General features: G+C 45.3%; 12 protein-coding genes. All 12 read left to right on the forward strand.

Features of this window, described 5'->3' with window-relative positions:
• On the forward strand, positions 1-256 hold a 256-nt coding region (locus tag VIP81_RS25630; protein WP_331967960.1), incomplete at its 5' end, for a DUF6377 domain-containing protein.
• Between the two features lie 548 nt (positions 257-804).
• Complete coding sequence (locus VIP81_RS25635) at positions 805-3,804, forward strand: SusC/RagA family TonB-linked outer membrane protein (RefSeq protein ID WP_331967964.1); 3,000 nt, start codon at positions 805-807, stop codon at positions 3,802-3,804.
• Positions 3,805-3,821: 17 nt separating this feature from the next.
• Positions 3,822-5,306, forward strand: a complete 1,485-nt coding sequence (locus VIP81_RS25640; RefSeq protein WP_331967967.1) for a RagB/SusD family nutrient uptake outer membrane protein — start codon at positions 3,822-3,824, stop codon at positions 5,304-5,306.
• A 12-nt stretch (positions 5,307-5,318) separates the two neighbouring features.
• Positions 5,319-6,455, forward strand: coding sequence for a carbohydrate-binding protein (locus VIP81_RS25645; RefSeq protein ID WP_331967969.1), 1,137 nt, complete (start codon positions 5,319-5,321; stop codon positions 6,453-6,455).
• Between the two features lie 6 nt (positions 6,456-6,461).
• On the forward strand, positions 6,462-7,496 hold the full coding sequence (locus VIP81_RS25650) for a DUF5007 domain-containing protein (RefSeq protein ID WP_331967972.1): 1,035 nt from the start codon (positions 6,462-6,464) through the stop codon (positions 7,494-7,496).
• A gap of 40 nt (positions 7,497-7,536) precedes the next feature.
• The gene (locus tag VIP81_RS25655) at positions 7,537-10,776 is read left to right on the forward strand and encodes a SusC/RagA family TonB-linked outer membrane protein (protein ID WP_331967974.1); all 3,240 of its coding nucleotides are present in this window, start codon (positions 7,537-7,539) and stop codon (positions 10,774-10,776) included.
• A 21-nt stretch (positions 10,777-10,797) separates the two neighbouring features.
• On the forward strand, positions 10,798-12,267 hold the full coding sequence (locus VIP81_RS25660) for a RagB/SusD family nutrient uptake outer membrane protein (protein ID WP_331967976.1): 1,470 nt from the start codon (positions 10,798-10,800) through the stop codon (positions 12,265-12,267).
• A gap of 17 nt (positions 12,268-12,284) precedes the next feature.
• Complete coding sequence (locus tag VIP81_RS25665) at positions 12,285-12,980, forward strand: fasciclin domain-containing protein (protein WP_331967978.1); 696 nt, start codon at positions 12,285-12,287, stop codon at positions 12,978-12,980.
• A gap of 18 nt (positions 12,981-12,998) precedes the next feature.
• Positions 12,999-14,597: an IPT/TIG domain-containing protein gene (locus VIP81_RS25670; RefSeq protein ID WP_331967980.1), complete on the forward strand. Its 1,599-nt coding sequence runs from the start codon at positions 12,999-13,001 to the stop codon at positions 14,595-14,597.
• Positions 14,598-14,638: 41 nt separating this feature from the next.
• The gene (locus VIP81_RS25675; protein ID WP_331967982.1) at positions 14,639-15,556 is read left to right on the forward strand and encodes a class I SAM-dependent methyltransferase; all 918 of its coding nucleotides are present in this window, start codon (positions 14,639-14,641) and stop codon (positions 15,554-15,556) included.
• A 20-nt stretch (positions 15,557-15,576) separates the two neighbouring features.
• Positions 15,577-16,131: a DUF1415 domain-containing protein gene (locus tag VIP81_RS25680; RefSeq protein WP_331967984.1), complete on the forward strand. Its 555-nt coding sequence runs from the start codon at positions 15,577-15,579 to the stop codon at positions 16,129-16,131.
• A 94-nt stretch (positions 16,132-16,225) separates the two neighbouring features.
• Positions 16,226-16,846: hypothetical protein (locus tag VIP81_RS25685; RefSeq protein ID WP_331967986.1), on the forward strand; the 621-nt coding region annotated here is incomplete at its 3' end.

The following is a 16,846-nucleotide window of genomic DNA, read 5'->3' on the forward strand; positions in this document are numbered from 1 at the left end:
CCCTCATTTTATTTCCACCTTCAATACGCTTTTCAAAGAAGAAGATCGCATTGTGCCGGAAGGTGATGAGCTAATGAATACGGACCTGCGCATTTTTGCGCTGATCCGCATGGGAATTCATGATACCGATAAAATTGCGCATATACTGCAGTATTCCGTGAATACCATTAATACCTATAAAACCCGCGTAAAGAATAAATCCATTGTTGCGAACGAAGAATTCGAAAAAAGGATTATGGAAATTAAAGCGGTGTAATCCGCAACTGAAAAATTGTCCTCCGGATTAAATTTTAAAAATATTTAACAAAAAGCTATGAAAAATCCTTTTAGCTAATTACATTTGATATGTAGCGTTAAATAAACAACCAGAATTTGAAAGAGCATTGATGATACTGGTAGCCGGTGTGACCCTGTGTTTACTATAGTTTCCCCGCCGCTGTATTAGTATTAGCAATTATTGAAAACCAGAATTACTGATCGAATCAAAAATTTCACGTTAATCAATTTGTACCATGACTCGTCGTTCATTGCAACCTGTTAGGGAAGCGCGCTGCCCCTAAAAGCCTCCGGTACGTTATGTTTTAGCAGTTGTCATATAAGGTTTTGTTATGCTTATGCTGTACGCAGTATATAGCCCCACCACCTATTGCCAGCCTTAACCATGGCGTTTTCCAAGACTTAGAGTATCTGACATTTTCCTGAAAGGGAACAGGGCTTGCTATGCCTGCTCATGTCCAAAAAAAAATGATTGCTGGTGTAAAGCTGCTTTACGCCATGGGATTCTCATTCCTAAATATTGCATGTATGAAATACATTTACTTTTTTCTGCACCGGGGTATTTATTTTTTTGCGGCGGTGTGCCTGGTATCTACCAATACACAGGCGCAGAGTACGTTGTATAAAAAAATAAAAGATAGTACCGCTGTAAATGCCGACTCACTGGCCTTTTCAAGGGTAGTGTCTAACAAAAGAGACACTATGGGATATCTTCCCAACAACGAGCTGTTTTTAAAAACAGACCCTAACGGCGCTGTTTCTTCCGTAAATATTATGGAAGTAAAAAAACTACCCTATACCAGTATCGATCAGATGCTGATTGGGAGGGTAACGGGCGTGGATGTACGAACTCCCAGTGCTGAACCGGGAAAGCGCAACAGCGTATTTATACGCGGCACATCTTCACTGTTGCTGAGTAACCGCGATATTTTTTACGCGCAGCCCACTTATGTGGTAGATGGGGTACCATTAATTATGGACCACGCTTTTGCATATGATATACAGCGTTTTGATTTTAACAGGATGGGCACAGAAACCAATCTGTTGTCTTTCCTGGATATCAATGATATTGAAAGCATTGAAGTGCTGAAAGATTTTGGGGCCAGCGCAAAATATGGTCCCAATGCGGCTAACGGCGTTATTAACATTGTTACCAAAGCACCCCGTATCGGCGCTATGAAGGTATCGTTGAATGCTTATGCCGGCATTTCTTTACGCCCTTCTGTAGATGCGGTGAATGGAAAATATGAAAGCGATTTTCGTTTGCCCTTTTATGAAAAATATGCGGATGAAACACAGTGGCGAAATTTTCCACGCTACCTGGCGGATTCTTCGCAGGCCCGTTATTTCGGACCCGCTAACTGGGACGATCTTTTTTTAAGAAATGGATTTACAGATGGTATACAAGCGGCAGTAAGCGGTGGTACCCCGTTTGCCAATTTCCGTTTTAGTATAGGACAGTCTTCCCAACAGGGCGTATACGATAAAACCGGGATCAAACGCTACGATGTAAATTTTGGCATTAATATCCAGCCTGTAAAGAACCTGGTATTTACTACTTATGTGGCTATTGCTAACCTGAACCGGAAGCGGAATGAATTTATCCGCGACCGTGCCGGTGATGAAGACTACCTGTTTAACTACAGTTCGCCGCTGTCGCCTAACAAAGCCTATCTCCAGCAATACTATACCGACCTGGAAAATACGATTAACCGCAACAAGAATAACTCCGCGCGTATCATTGCCAATGTGAAGTATAGCTTTTTGTCGCATTTCACCTGGAATACGCGTTTCGCTATCGACTATGGCCAAAATTTCCGCGACTTTTTTGTGCCCACCGCACTGGGTGAAGGCAATAGTTATGTATCCAATTTTGATGGGCTGAACAGGCGACTGGTATTGGATAATTCATTGCACTATGAAAATACATTTTCCGGTAAACATCACCTGGACGTAAGCCTGGGGCAATATGGCCAATGGGATAAATGGCGCTATGACTATGGCAGGGCCTACAAGGGTTCCAGTGATTATGTGAAAATATACCAGCCGGGAGATGATAATAATAAGCCCGGTCGTTTCGGCAATTTCCGGTTGATGTTTAATACGAAAGATTTTACTCAGTCGAGACTGGCTTCTTTCTATAGCAACATAGGCTACAATTACGACAACAGATATTTTGTTTCCCTGTATGTGAGAAGAGATGGTACCTCTTACCTGGATGCTGATAACCGCTGGCTGGTATCTCCCACTTTATCTGCTTCCTGGAAAGTGACCAACGAGGCATTTGCCCAGGGATCTTCCTGGCTGAGCAATCTGAATGTAAGGGCCAGCTGGGGCCGTGTAGGTCGTTTGCTGATGGACGAAATGTATAAAGCAGGCCCGGTGTATAATGTGGATGCAGGTTGGAATGGTGTACCTAATATGTCTACCTACAATGCCTTCCCGGCTATCAATGCTGCTTATACTACAGGTTATGTAGTGCCGGGTACTTCATGGCCGGTGGTAGAACAGGTGAATGCCGGTATTGACATCGGATTGTTCCATGATCGCTTAAGGGCATCGCTGGATGTATATTCCAAAACAGACAAGAACCTGGTGTTGAAAGTACCCACACTGGAAGAAGAAGGATTCACCGGCATTGTTAAGAATGGAATGGATATCCGCAACTATGGTTACGAATTATCTATTGAGGCAGATGTGATCAGACATAAAAAATTCCAGTGGACGACGGGGATCAACGTGTATACCAACCAGAATAAATTAATGGCTTTACCTGATGGCTTAACGGATCTGGTGATCAATGACCGCCGTTTCCTGGTAGGTAAACCGGTAGACCGTTACTGGCTGCTGATCAATGATGGTATTTATAATTCAGATGCCGAAGTGCCTGTTAATCCGGCCACCGGCAAGAAGATGTCTTATCTGGGTGTAACCCTGCGTAAAGGCGATCCTAAATGGAAAGACCTGGACGGCAATTTTGATGTAAACGATAAAGACCGTGTGTTGAAAGGCCGCATGATACCTGCTGCACAGGGTGGCTTTAGCAATACGTTCCATTATGGCGAATGGGAAGTAAATGTGTTACTGAATTATGCATTTGGCCGTAAAGTGATCAACCAGGTGCTGGCCGATCGTTTTGATTTTGCCAACCGGGAAGGTATTGATGATCCCAAAGCCATCAAAGAAATCAGCTGGTGGTCTAAAGTAGAAGGCGATTACAGTAAAATTCCGCAATACAATCCCTGGAGCGCTGTGTATGCCTATCAGCCTAATCAGACTTTATTCCTCGAAGATGGATCTTATGTAAAGCTGCGTGCATTAACGGTGGCTTACAACCTGCATTCACCCTGGATGAAAAAAGCGGGTGTAGATCATCTGCGTGTATACGGTACCGGTAACAACCTGCTTACCTGGACAAAATACAAAGGTGGTGATCCGGAAGCAGTGAGCTATTTCGGTTATGACGAAGGCTACTACAACTGGGCAGCCCCACGCACATTTACACTGGGCTTTAATTTTCAATTCTGATGTTAAAAAACAAGATCATGAAAAATATTGCTGTTGCCGGGATCTTATTATTCCTGGCGGTCGGTATCCTGTCCTGTAAAAAAATGCTGGACGTACCATCGCACCGGGCCTTAACAGAAGAAAATATGTGGCAGACGAAAAATGACGCCCGTGCGGGATTGTCTGCCTGCTATGCTTTAATGAGAGCAGCCATGTGCAATGAAAATGCGCACTGGGTATATGGAGATTTGCGGGGTGGCGATTTTCAGTCGACCAAACGGGGCGATATCAAAGCAGTGGTGGAAAGTAACCTGAACGCTACTTTTTCCACCATGTCGGAATGGCGCGACTGGCGCAGATTTTATGCAGCTATCGCCCAGTGCAATCTCACGATAGCAAAATTGCCACAGGTAACGGTATCCGATTACCGCTACTCTCAGAACGACCTGAAACTGGATATTTCGCAGGCCATTTATATCCGTGCTTTCCTCTATTACTACATGGTCAGAATTTGGGGAGATGTGCCACTGGTGACAAAGGTAGCAGATGGTACCACCAAAAATATTGTACGGGAAAAATGGGAGAAGGTATTGGACTATGCCGCGGCAGAAGCCAAAACATGTATCGATGGTTTGCCCTGGAGATATAATGGGCAATCGCCGGAGCAACAGGGCGATTATCGTGGTCAGGGTGAATCGCATCACAAGTCCATTACCATTACTAAAGGCATGGCCTATACGTTGCTGGCGCATATTTATACCTGGAACGGGAGCTATGACAAAGCACTGGAATATGCCAATATTGTGATCAATAACGCCTCCAACGCCGCCTATAATTTTGTGAGTGTAAATGACCTTACCCGCCTGGATGGGGCTTTCCGCGGTCGTTACGACTGTAATATTTTCCAGGTGGATATGAACTTCGACCACGCAGAAATGTCTTCTACCGGACAGCTGGAAGACTGGACCCTGCGCGATCCTTATATCCCCAAAACGGAGTCTGAAATATATGTGCCAAGAGATAGCATCCTGAAAATTTATGGAGAGCCGCATGAGCAACGCCCGGATTACTTTTTTACCAAGATAGAAGATACTTATCCCATCTTTTTTAAGATGAAGCAAATCAATACCAGTGTGACTAACCCGGTATTGAAAATGTATACCTCCTGTATCATCGTATTCCGCTATGAAGAATTGTACCTGTTGCGTGCAGAAGCCAAAGCGCGGTTGGGCATGACAACGGAGGCACAGCAGGATTTGAACCGGATCCGCAACAGCAGGGCGCTTAAAAATATCAATGCAGCCACCACTGGAGAAGCTTTGCTGGATGCTATTCTGCTGGAGCGCCGTCGCGAGTTGATGGGAGAAGGCTGGTACTGGTATGATCTCGTGCATTTCAAACGTATTCCTCAATATACGAAGCTCACGCAGGCGGATGTAGACAAAGGCGCTGCTTACTGGCCTTTATCACAGGAGGCATTGTCCAACAATCCATCCCTGACTCAAAATAGTTTCTGGAAATAATAAATCACTGCCATGAAAAAATATTTATTACTGCTGGCGATCACCGGATTTTTTGCCTGCGAGAAGGGGATGCAGGACTATCGCAATGCGAAGCCAGTATCCGAAGTGGGCGTAAGTACGTATGATTTCCTCAAGGCACAGGGCACCTTGTACGATACCCTGTTGAGGATCATAGACAACGTACATCTTACAGAAGTATTAAAAAATGATAAAGTCACTTTTTTTATACCACAGGATAACAGCATTGAAACGGCCATGCGCAACGTGAATTTTGCACGGATCCGTTTAGGAGATCCCGGTAACTGGACGATAGACAGTGTTCCACTCAACGTGTGGGATAGTCTTTTGCGCCGGTATATTTTGGCAGGTATCGTAGATGCGGATTCCCTCCGGTATGCCGATGGCGCGGATCTCGTATCCTTATACCAACATGGAATGAATGGGAAGATGAGTCGTACCAATGCATCCGGCGCCGTAGGTGGTGGTACGGAAGTGGTGGAGTTCAGCGACAGGAATGATTCCCGTTTTATTAAAGACTGGTCTACCGCCCTGACACAGAATGTGGATATCAAAACAAAAAATGGTCTGATGCATATCCTGGAAAGCCGACACATATTTGGGTTTACCTCTTTTGTCGGCAAGGCTTATCCTAAATCGCTGGAAGCTATACAGGGACCTTACCTGGGGTATCCGCTTGAAATACCGGGTATTGTTAATGCCGCCGATTTTGATGAAGGACCTGTTAACGTGGCCTATAGTTATAGTAAGGATGGTAATCACAGTTATCGTCCGGATAATCCGGGTACCGAAAGTTGCTCTGAGGGAGACAACCAGGTAAGTCCGGGTGGCGGGTACAATGTAGGCTGGACCAAAGATGGTAACTGGCTTAGGTATACCGTGGATATTAAAGAAGCCGGCAATTATAAAGTAGAGCTGAGAATAGCCGGTAACGGCGGCGGTATCATTTATCTCATGGTGGATGATGTAGTCGTATCCAACGAAATTCCGATACAGGGCACCGGTGGATGGCAAACCTGGCAGGGCGCATTTGGTACAGCAGTTCTTCCGGAGGGCAAACACCTGATGAAAGTGGTGATCAAGAAAGCCAATCTGAATCTGCATCGTGTCATTTTTACTAAAATAAATTAATCAGCCATGAATCCGAAAGTATATACATATGCAATGCTTGGCATGCTGACAATGATGGTAAGCAGTTGTTATAAGAATCTGTTACCTGACGAAAAAGAACATTTCAGTAACAATGCCAATTTCGATGGTGATCAATATTCCGCCAATTTTGGTCGTACCAATGTGTTCTACGGCAAGTTTAATCCTGACTATTCTACGCAGCCGCTCACGTTTGAACTGCAAAATATTGCAGGCCCTGACGGGATGCCGGTACCGGCATTGCGGGAGGAAGTAGATACCTGGCAATGGAAAGAATATTATAGCGGGACAGAAAAAAGTGTAGATGAAATTAACGCCAAACGCACCTCCGTGAAAAGGCCGCTGCTGGACATTCGCGAGAATTCCGGTGACCTGGTAGTATGGGCAACCGATACCTCAAAACTAAAACCGGGCCTGTACACCTTCGACATTTTTGTGAAGAACAGTGGCGGGCAGAAAACTTTTCCAAAAAGAAAATTACAGCTGTTGCGGCCACGCCCTTATGAGCCGTATGAGTTTGATGATATTACCGGTGAGCGGAAACCTTTGAATAATGGAGGCGAAATCCATCCCTCAGTGTCAGGCGTACAGGATCAGCAGAATAATAATATCCCCGCGGAAAATGTAACCGTGTATTTCCGGAAAACAGGTACTGCAAAGAACAGTATCTCTATTAAATTTTTTGATGCAGATTCTGCGGCCATCCGGTTGCCGGCTTTTAATATCACGAAATGGGACAGTCTTGTTTACAAAAGCAACACCATTGTGAAAATGGTGCCTTTTGCATTTAACCGGAAAATGACCGCTGATAGTACCGTGGTGACCTGGGATATCACCAATCCTTTCCCGGTACTGGCGGATGTAGGGATCAATGAACGGGCCAGTATTGAATTTATCTATGAAAGGGTTTCATATGGCATGCGTAATCAGGCTAAACTGGGACTCACGTTCGGCATCTTTGAAGCAGGCAGCTGGGACATCATCTTTAAGTTTAAGGTGAATCCCAAATTCACCAACGATTAAGCCGGTAACTGTATTCTGAAAACATTAAAATTTCTGTGCCATGAATAAACGGTACTTACAACTACTGGCGATTTTTTTCCTGTTACTCACAGGAGCCAGTTATACGGTATATGCCCAGGAGGCCGTTACCATCAAGGGTAGAGTAACGGATGCTGCTTCTAAAGAAGGCATTCCCGGTGTGACTATCATTGATATAAAAAATAACAAAGGTTTGGGGGTTACTGATCCTTCCGGACAGTTTACTATCAAAGTAGAACCCGACAAAACCATCCAGTTCCGTTATATCGGCTATCGTTTTGAAACGATAAAGATCGCCAAAGCTACGGTGTTGAATGTGACGCTTTCGCCGGAAAATAAATCACTGAAAGAAGCCGTGGTAGTAGGTTATCAGAAGCGTACCAAAGAAACGGTTTCCGGTTCGGTAGCCGTTATCTCCGGTAAAGATCTGCAGGATGTACCGGTATCTAATATCCAGGAATTGCTACAGGGTAAAGTCGCAGGATTGAATATTCAGAATAACTCCGGGGCACCTGGTTTTCGTGGTACCATGTCCGTTAGAGGGGTATCTCAGCTGAATGTGAGTGGCAGTGGGGATCAGGCTTACCTGGCCAGTAACAATCCTTTATTGGTAATCGACAATGTGCCGGTAGATTTTGATGGGGGCATTTCTCAGTCCATGTTGCAGCCTGGCGCTGCCACTGGTCCGCTGGCGTTAATTCCACCGGAAGATGTGCAGTCGATTGAAGTGATGAAAGATGCACAGGCAACCGCGTTGTATGGCTCCAGAGGCGCCAATGGCGTAATTGTAGTCACTACCAAACGGGGCAACTCGCCTACACCGATCATTGATGTGAACAGCAGCATCTTTGTTAACTTCCCGCCTAAGTTACGGCCTACCATTGGTGGTAATGCAGAGCGCAGATACCGTATCAGTTCTATCCTGGCTAATTCCCGGGATATTGAGGAAGCCCGCAATAGATTATCTGCCGACGATGCCCTGTTCCTTACTGATAGTTTGAATGCTTTTTTCAATAACTCCACCGACTGGCAAGGGTTGTTTTATCAAACCACCGTGAATACCAACAACAACGTGCAGGTGAGTGGTGGTAATATTAAGATGAACTACAAAGCTAACTTTGCTTACCAGAAAAATCAGGGCGTCATAAAAAATACAGGCTTTAATAAGTATAGCCTGAACATGCAACTGAATATGCAGCCCAGCAAAAAACTGCGTATAGGCGCACAGTTATTCAGTGCATTGGGACAAAAGCAACGCGGTAATGGTGGCGGGTTAACGGACAATGGTGCGGGTAATTCCTTCACCACTTCCTTGTTGCCCGGCCCCTCCAAATTTGTAGGGAACCCTCAGCTGGATGGGTATGAGAATAACGTGGATGATAATAATACAGTGAACTTCAGGGGATTTGTGGATGTAGATTATGAGATTATTAATAATCTACGTATTAACTCTACTACCTCTTATGATTATTATACCGATACCAGGGATCAGTTTAAGATGTCATTTTCCAATAACAACGCCACGCAATTATATGGTTTTGTAGGTCGGCATGATGAGCTGAACACCCGTAACGGTGTGAACTATAGCTACAGTTCCAATAAAAGGGATATGGAAAAAGGAAATAATATTTACGCCAGCGTTTTTAGTGAAATAAATATTAAGTCAGATGACCAGCATGTGAGAGATGTGCGCAACGGGCCTAATGATTATTACTGGGGACCACGCGGATATTCGCCCCGTTTTTATCCGGGGAACGTATGGAATAATGCCGATGAAGTGAATGTAAATGGTACACCGGTATCTTATGTGTATCATGCTGCTTCGTGGGCTGGTTTCCTGTCTTATAACTTCCGCACCAAGTACAGTGTGGATCTGTCGTACCGCCTGGATGGAAGTTCTGCGGCGGGTATTAACAATCCATATACTAAAAATCCATCCGTTGGTTTCCGCTGGAATTTCAATAAAGAAAACCTGATGCGCCGACTCAACTGGCTGGATTACGGCTCCGTGCGTGTTACTTATGGTGTGAACAGCCGTCCTACTGCTACGATTCTTAATTCATTGGGAGTATATAAAAGTGTGCCTGGTTATAACAACAGTATCGCCACTATTCCGGAATTTGATGTGTTGGCCAATCCGTCTATGGAGCCGGAAAAGTCTTCACAGTTCAACTTTGGTGTGGACCTTGGTTTATTTAAAGGCCGCATTGAAATTATTTACGACACTTATTACAAGAATAACTACAACCTGGTAAGAGATGCTTATTTACCTAATTCTACCGGTTATAATAAGATACAGGTAAATGGTGGCGCCATTGTAAACTATGGTCATGAGCTTTCTATTACTGCACGTCCGATTGTACATCTGAATCCCAAAGGTTTCCAGTGGACGGTCACGGTGAATGGGGCCTATAACAAAGGCGTACTAACGGAATTACCTGGAGGTTCACAGTTTTACCTGAATCCGGACGACGCCAATCATCAGGCGATTGCGCTGAAAGTAGGTAGAAACCCACAGAGCAACTATTTATTCCAGACAGATGGCGTATATAAAAATACGGCCGATGTTCCGGTAGATCCTATCAGGGGTGTACGTTATAAAGCGGGAGCAGGACCAGGGTCCCAGTTTTTCCAGGCAGGAGATCCTATCTGGAGGGATTTGAATGGGGACTTTGCTTTGAGCGATGCAGACTATACGATTACAGGTAATCCGGAACCCGCGGTGACCGGTGGTTTCAACAATACCTTCAGCTATCGTAATTTATCTCTGAGTGTATTTTGTACCTATCTGATCAATCGCAGTATTTTGAATAATGCCATTGCGGCCAGGATATACCGGTTGCAATATCCGGATGAACAATCCATTACGGGTGTAGCAGCGGGGCCGGTGAATTTATATGATATCAACCTGCTGAATTACTGGAAGGGTTTGGGTGATGCGGCTTCGCGGCCAGCGATCGTAGGCTCCTTTGATCACGACCTGGTAGTGCAGCCTAACCGTATGAATCAAACGCTGGTAATGGAAGACGGTTCTTATTTCAAGATCAACCAGGTGACGATGGCTTATCAGTTCCGCGATTTTGATTTTATGAAGCGTTTAAAGCTCCGGGTATTGCGCGCATATTTTACCGCTTACAACGTAGCCATCTTCTCCAAATATTCTGGGCCTAATCCGGAAACAGTGACTTCGCTGGGAAGGGATGATATCAATGGGTATCCTGCTGCCAGTAGTTTTACATTTGGTATAGGCGCTCAATTTTAATAACGTTTAAATTATTTTCAGATGAGAAAATGGTATAAAATAGGACTCCTGATTTGTCTGTTGGCAGGTGTAGGCGCCTGTAAAAAATTTCTGGAAGTAAAGCCACTGGATACACTTTCCGGGAATGATTTCTGGAAAACAAAACTGGATGCAGAAAGTGCGATCAATGGGGCCTATGGTATTTTGCTGAATAAATTCACCAGGGGGATTTTATATAATGCAGGTGATTTCAGGGCCGGCAACTGGAACTGGTTTGGAAAAGATAACCTGCGTAAACTGGGACAGAACCAGATGCTGTCCACCGGCGGTGGAGATGGCGCAGACAATGCGCAGGACTGGAAAGAATTTTATCAGGCCATTGCATTGGCCAACCTGTGTATAGACAGGATTCCAGGTATCGCAGATCCCACATTCAGTAATAAAGACAAAAAGGCACTCACCGCAGAAGCGAGGTTTATCCGTGCTTTTACTTATTTCTATATAGTAAGATTATATGGAGATGTGCCTTTGCAGATAGATGCGTATGATACAAAATTACTGCCCCGCGAGAAAATGATCACCGTGCTGGAGTTTTGTTTGAAAGATCTGGATGCGTGCAAAGAGGACTTGCCACTGTATTATGATGATCCTACCAACCGGGCCGTAAGAGGTACACAGGGAGCGGCATTAACATTAATGGCACATATCAATATGTGGGCCGCCGGATTTGATAAAGCCAATCAGCAGAAATACTGGGCACAGACAGCCGAGCTGGGAAAAGCAGTGATGGATCTGAATGTGTATAAGTTGCTGCCCTATACGCCGGAAACCTTTAAGAGCATCTTCAAGGGCCGTTCAGAGGAAGGTATTTTTGAGCTGTCGCTGGATGCTAACTATGGCGGTCAGTTTCACTCGCTGATTTGTCAGTGGACGTTGCATGAACCTTACATCCATGATGCCCTCGGAGGCCGGAGTGAAATCACCCCGATGATTCGGCACCTGGACCGGGTATATCCCAGGGGAGAGCCGGATAAAAGAATGGATTTGTGGTTTTACAATGCCTATAGCACAGACCAGACACCGATGTTCCTGAAGTTTTCTGCGATCACGGATCCTCAGTCAAGGGACTATGATGCCAACTTCATCTTTTTCCGGTATGCAGATTTAATTCTGCTGAGAGCAGAAGCATTGTCTTACATGGATGCCGGACAGGCGCCTGAAGCCATCCGGATGCTGAACCTGGTGCGGGAAAGAGCAGGTGCTAAATTATATGTAGGTGGCGCCGGCAAGCCATTACAGGATGCCGTGTTTTTAGAAAGGGAAAAAGAGATGATGGGAGAAGGGCATTTATGGTATGACCTGATCCGCACTGGCAGGATCTCTGATAAAAATGTGACGGAAAATCCGCTTACACCGGATCAGATAACCATGGGCGCATGGACCTGGCCTATTTCAGGAGATGCGGTAAAGAATAACCCATTAGTGACCAGAAATCAATATTGGATACAATAACTGTTAAAATATTTACTATGCGCAAGTTGTTGCCCTTGGCCGGCATCCTGCTGTTGGTAGGATTATTAATGTCTGCCTGTAAAAAGGATTATTATGTAGACGGAGGTCTGGCAGACCCTCATTACAACGGTACCGTATACGACTACCTGGTAAAGAATCCCTACCTGTTTGATACCATTGCTTTTATTGTAGAGAAAGCAGGTTTGAAAGATATGTTGCAGAACGATTCCGTTACTTTTTTTGCACCCACCGATCAGAGTATTGGAGATGCGTTGGGTCAACTAAATGAATACCGCTATATCATGGTGGAAGACAGCGCCCATTTATCGGATATTCCGGGGAGTGTGTGGCGCAAATTCCTGATGCGGTACATTATGAAAGGAAAGCATACCGCCAATCAGTTTGCAAGGGTAGATCCGAATAACGTATACGCCTATCCGGGAATTAATTACGTGATGGCAGAGGGGTATATAGTCAACATCGGGTTGATCTATCAGAATTATAACGGTGTAGAAGCGGTGGGAGCACGCGTGCTGCGGTTAACAGACATTACCTATGATCCTGTTACTTACAGGAATAATCCGTATGTGATGGTGGCCTCCTCGGATATTCAGCCTACCAATGGGGTGATACATGCCTTGAATATCAAGCATACGTTTGGTTTCCGTGGTGATTTTTTAAATGCAGCAGAACAGGCGTTGCAGAATCAATAATCCAATAACGTATTTAGTATGAAAAGATATACTTATTTAACAGCGCTCGTACTCCTGGCTGGTTTGGGCGCCTGTACCAAGGAGGCCGTCAGCACCAGCGGGAAAAATCCTTATGAGGAAACGGTGTTACCTGCCATTTATATTAATAAAGATGGGATCACTCCTGCCAACGGCCATGTAGGGGAAGAAGTGGTGATCAGCGGGAAAGGATTTGAAAAGAATAAGGATAAATTATCCATTCTTTTTAATGGGGTAAAAGCGGCAGTAATATCACTAACGGATACGACTGTACGTGTAAAAGTACCGACACAGGCAGCTACCGGCAACGTGGCCGCACAGGTAGATCAACAATACTTTTTTGGTCCGTTTTTCCGCGTATTGGGCGTATTTGAAATGGACACATTGTTTCCCGGCAAGGTAGGCGCCAACGAAATTATCAACGATATTATTCCGGTAGATAATGGCAAATATCTGATAGTAGGAAACTTTACAGACTATAACGCCGCAGGAACGAAACCTGGCAGGGTAGCCCGGTTGAATCATGACGGAACAATGGATGGAAGTTTTGGTACCGATGCTAAAAATGGTACCAATACCGCTGTGTACACAGCGGCTGTGGTACCCGGTTCCTCCAATAAGTATTTGGTAGCCGGCGCCTTCAACAATTACCAGGGCGTGAGCTATGTGAATAGTATTGCGCTGCTGAATAATAACGGATCGTTGGCCGCAGATAAAATATTTTCTCCTTCGGCGAAAGATATTACGGTGTCTGCACTTAAAGGCGGAGTTTCCGGAACGGTAGCCAGTATGAAGGTACAGGCAGATGGAAAGATATTGCTGGCGGGCCTTTTCCGTTTTTACGTACAACCCAATTTTAATCTGACCAGTTCACTGGGGCTGGATTCTGTTCACCTGGATTCTATACAGGTGAATGGCCTGGTGCGTTTAATGCCGGATGGCAGTCTGGATAGCACTTACAACTACGACCTGGCGAAACATATGGGTAAGGAAGGCCCTAATGGCTATATCTATCAAAGTATCCTGTTGCCTGATGGCAAGCTGCTGATAGCGGGCTCCTTTACCAGGTACAATGGACAAGCAGTAAATCGTATTGCCCGTCTGAATACAGATGGTTCACTGGACCCTTCTTTTACCGTTGGCGCCGGAGCGGATCAGTTAGTTGAGAACATGGCCATGCAGGCAGATGGAAAGGTTGTACTGGTAGGTAATTTTAACAACTATGGCGGGGTGTCCGCGCCTCATATTGCCCGTATTAACGCCAATGGGGTATTGGACCCTACTTTTAATGTAGGCAAAGGTTCAGACGGATATGTACATGATATCAGTTTTATGCCGGGTGGTCAAATTATTCTCAGCGGCAGTTTCAGCCAGTTCGGCGATCTGAAAAGAAATAATATGATAGTGCTGAATGCCGATGGGTCTGTTCATCCTACCTACAATAGCAACGGTGGTTTTAAGATCAATCTTTCGGCAAGGAATTGGGGTATTATGAAAATTGTACAGCAGGCCGGAGAAAAATCCATGCTGGTAGTGGGCAGTTTCACCGAGTTCGATTATCGGGGAGCTAACCGCATCGCACGGATTACTTACCCTTAATCCCTGAAAGCAGCGTACCTTTAGGCAGCTAAAGTATATGCATGCCAGTATTTCCGGAGATTATAAAAAGTATTTCGTCACAACACCAGCAACATAAAAATCTGAATCTTTTTTATGGCGGGAAAAGCGCCGCACTGGCGTGGACGCCTTATACCAGGTACCTGCTGGCAACTTATCCGAAAGAAATTTTACAATTGAATACGGATGGGTTGACAGCAGGTTTGGTTAATTATCTTACCGCACAGGCGCAACTGGCTTTTTGCGCGGTGAACCAGTATATGAACGTTTCCGGCGCTGCCGGCGAATCATTAAAAGCTGTTTATCGCACACTGCTGGACGATATTATCCGGATCCTCAAAAGCAAACACACCGATTTCGGCGGACTCGAAGAACTGCACGGAGAGCGGTTAACACAGTGGTTGTTGCAAACCAATCCATTTGTGCGGGAATTAAATGGGGTGAACCAGCCCCATGTGCAGGGAGTGGTTTGTGCGGAATACTCGCCCGCCATGCAGTTATCCGTATTACACCTGAACCCCGCCACCATCAAGGGGCCCGTACTGGACATTGGTTGCGGTCAGCACGCCTACCTGGTCAGGCATTTACGGGAACAGGGCATTGCAGCTACCGGTATAGACCGGTTCATTGATCAGCCGGAAGACTACCTCAGCACCACCGACTGGCTGGAATATCCCCTGGAAGTGGGTTCCTGGGGCACTATTATTTCCAATCTTTCTTTCTCCAATCATTTTCTGCATCATCATCAGCGCAGCAACAGTGAGTACCTGCGGTATGCCCGCAAGTATATGGATATCCTGGCCGCGCTTCAACCCGGCGGCAGCTATCACTATGCGCCGCAGTTGCCCATGATAGAGGCTTACCTGCCGGCCAACAAATACAGCATTGAGCATTACAGCGTAGGAGATCACTTTAAGAATACCGTGATTACCAAAAGATAGTTATACGTACCTTCGCCGCTATGGCGTATGATTCTGGACAAATCGACAAGGTGATTACACAAACACAAAACTGGATCAGGGAACTGGTGATAGGTTGTAATTTCTGTCCGTTTGCGGGCAGGGAGGTAAAACGCAACAGTATCCGCTATCATGTGACAGAAGCCACTACACTGGGAGGCGTGAGAGCTGATTTTCTGGAAGAGTGTCTGCTGTTGGACAAAGACGCGGCCATTGCCACTACGCTGTTGATTTTACCCGACGCATTCCCGGTATTCCGCGATTACCTGGAACTGGTTACTGCGGCTGAAAAGCTGATCCGGCAAAAAAAGTATGAAGGCATCTACCAGGTAGCCGGATTCCATCCGCTTTACCAGTTTGCCGGCACGGCAGTGCAGGATGCCGCGAACTATACCAATCGCTCTATTTACCCCATGTTGCACATTTTACGCGAAGAAGATATTGAAAAAGCATTGCAGCATTATCCTCATCCGGAACAAATCCCGGAGCGCAACGTTAATTTTGCCCGTGAAAAGGGCACTGCCTACATGAAAATGCTGAGAGATAGCTGTTTTTAGATAGCTATTTTATATCTTAAGCCCTTTATCTCATACCATGTATTTTTTTAGTTTCGTTAGGAATATCATCAGTAAAACCTATTATATTCTTTCCGTGAGGCGCCAGGAAGCCAAGTGGGCCAGTAATCGTGTAAAGGAGCTGGAGACTCCATTGGGTGGCCGTTTGGATGATTTTACCTTTCGTAAAATCGTTAACAGTTACGCCATCTACAATCCCATGATGTGCGATGCATTTACTGCCTTAAGAGGAAGGGCTTCCCGCAAAGCGGAAAAGGAGCGCATGTTACAATACTTCATCTGCAGTTCGTTATTTGATAATTTTTGTGATAGAAAAGAGTTAAGCCAGGAGGCGTTGCACCAACTCTCTTTTGCCCCGGAAAGCTATACTGCCGGCTCTTTTGATGAACAGCTTTTTTTACAGTGTCATCTTTTTTTGAGAGATGGGGTACGCGACAAATCTTTTTATGAAAAGGTAACGCACGGCGTGTACCAGTCGCAGGTGGATTCTGTGAAACAATTTGATCATACGCTCAGCGATGAAGAAATAACGGACATCACTATCAGGAAAGGTGGCTATGCGGTATTACTCTGTCATTTTTACCTGGATGATCCGGCCTCTGAACCGGAGCAGCAATGCTGGTACCAGATTGGTGGTATTATTCAGTTAATCAATGACCTGTATGATATTCACAAAGATTACCAGGAAGGCATTGTT

It is taken from the genome of Chitinophaga sp., from assembly GCF_036566945.1.
GTDB lineage: Bacteria > Bacteroidota > Bacteroidia > Chitinophagales > Chitinophagaceae > Chitinophaga.

Coding starts and splice junctions, on each gene's coding strand:
- VIP81_RS25665 (WP_331967978.1), top strand. CDS start 12,285: ATGCGCAAGTTGTTGCCCTTGGCCGGCATCCTGCTGTTGGTAGGATTA.
- VIP81_RS25670 (WP_331967980.1), top strand. CDS start 12,999: ATGAAAAGATATACTTATTTAACAGCGCTCGTACTCCTGGCTGGTTTG.
- VIP81_RS25650 (WP_331967972.1), top strand. CDS start 6,462: ATGAATCCGAAAGTATATACATATGCAATGCTTGGCATGCTGACAATG.
- VIP81_RS25660 (WP_331967976.1), top strand. CDS start 10,798: ATGAGAAAATGGTATAAAATAGGACTCCTGATTTGTCTGTTGGCAGGT.
- VIP81_RS25640 (WP_331967967.1), top strand. CDS start 3,822: ATGAAAAATATTGCTGTTGCCGGGATCTTATTATTCCTGGCGGTCGGT.
- VIP81_RS25655 (WP_331967974.1), top strand. CDS start 7,537: ATGAATAAACGGTACTTACAACTACTGGCGATTTTTTTCCTGTTACTC.
- VIP81_RS25645 (WP_331967969.1), top strand. CDS start 5,319: ATGAAAAAATATTTATTACTGCTGGCGATCACCGGATTTTTTGCCTGC.
- VIP81_RS25635 (WP_331967964.1), top strand. CDS start 805: ATGAAATACATTTACTTTTTTCTGCACCGGGGTATTTATTTTTTTGCG.
- VIP81_RS25675 (WP_331967982.1), top strand. CDS start 14,639: ATGCCAGTATTTCCGGAGATTATAAAAAGTATTTCGTCACAACACCAG.
- VIP81_RS25680 (WP_331967984.1), top strand. CDS start 15,577: ATGGCGTATGATTCTGGACAAATCGACAAGGTGATTACACAAACACAA.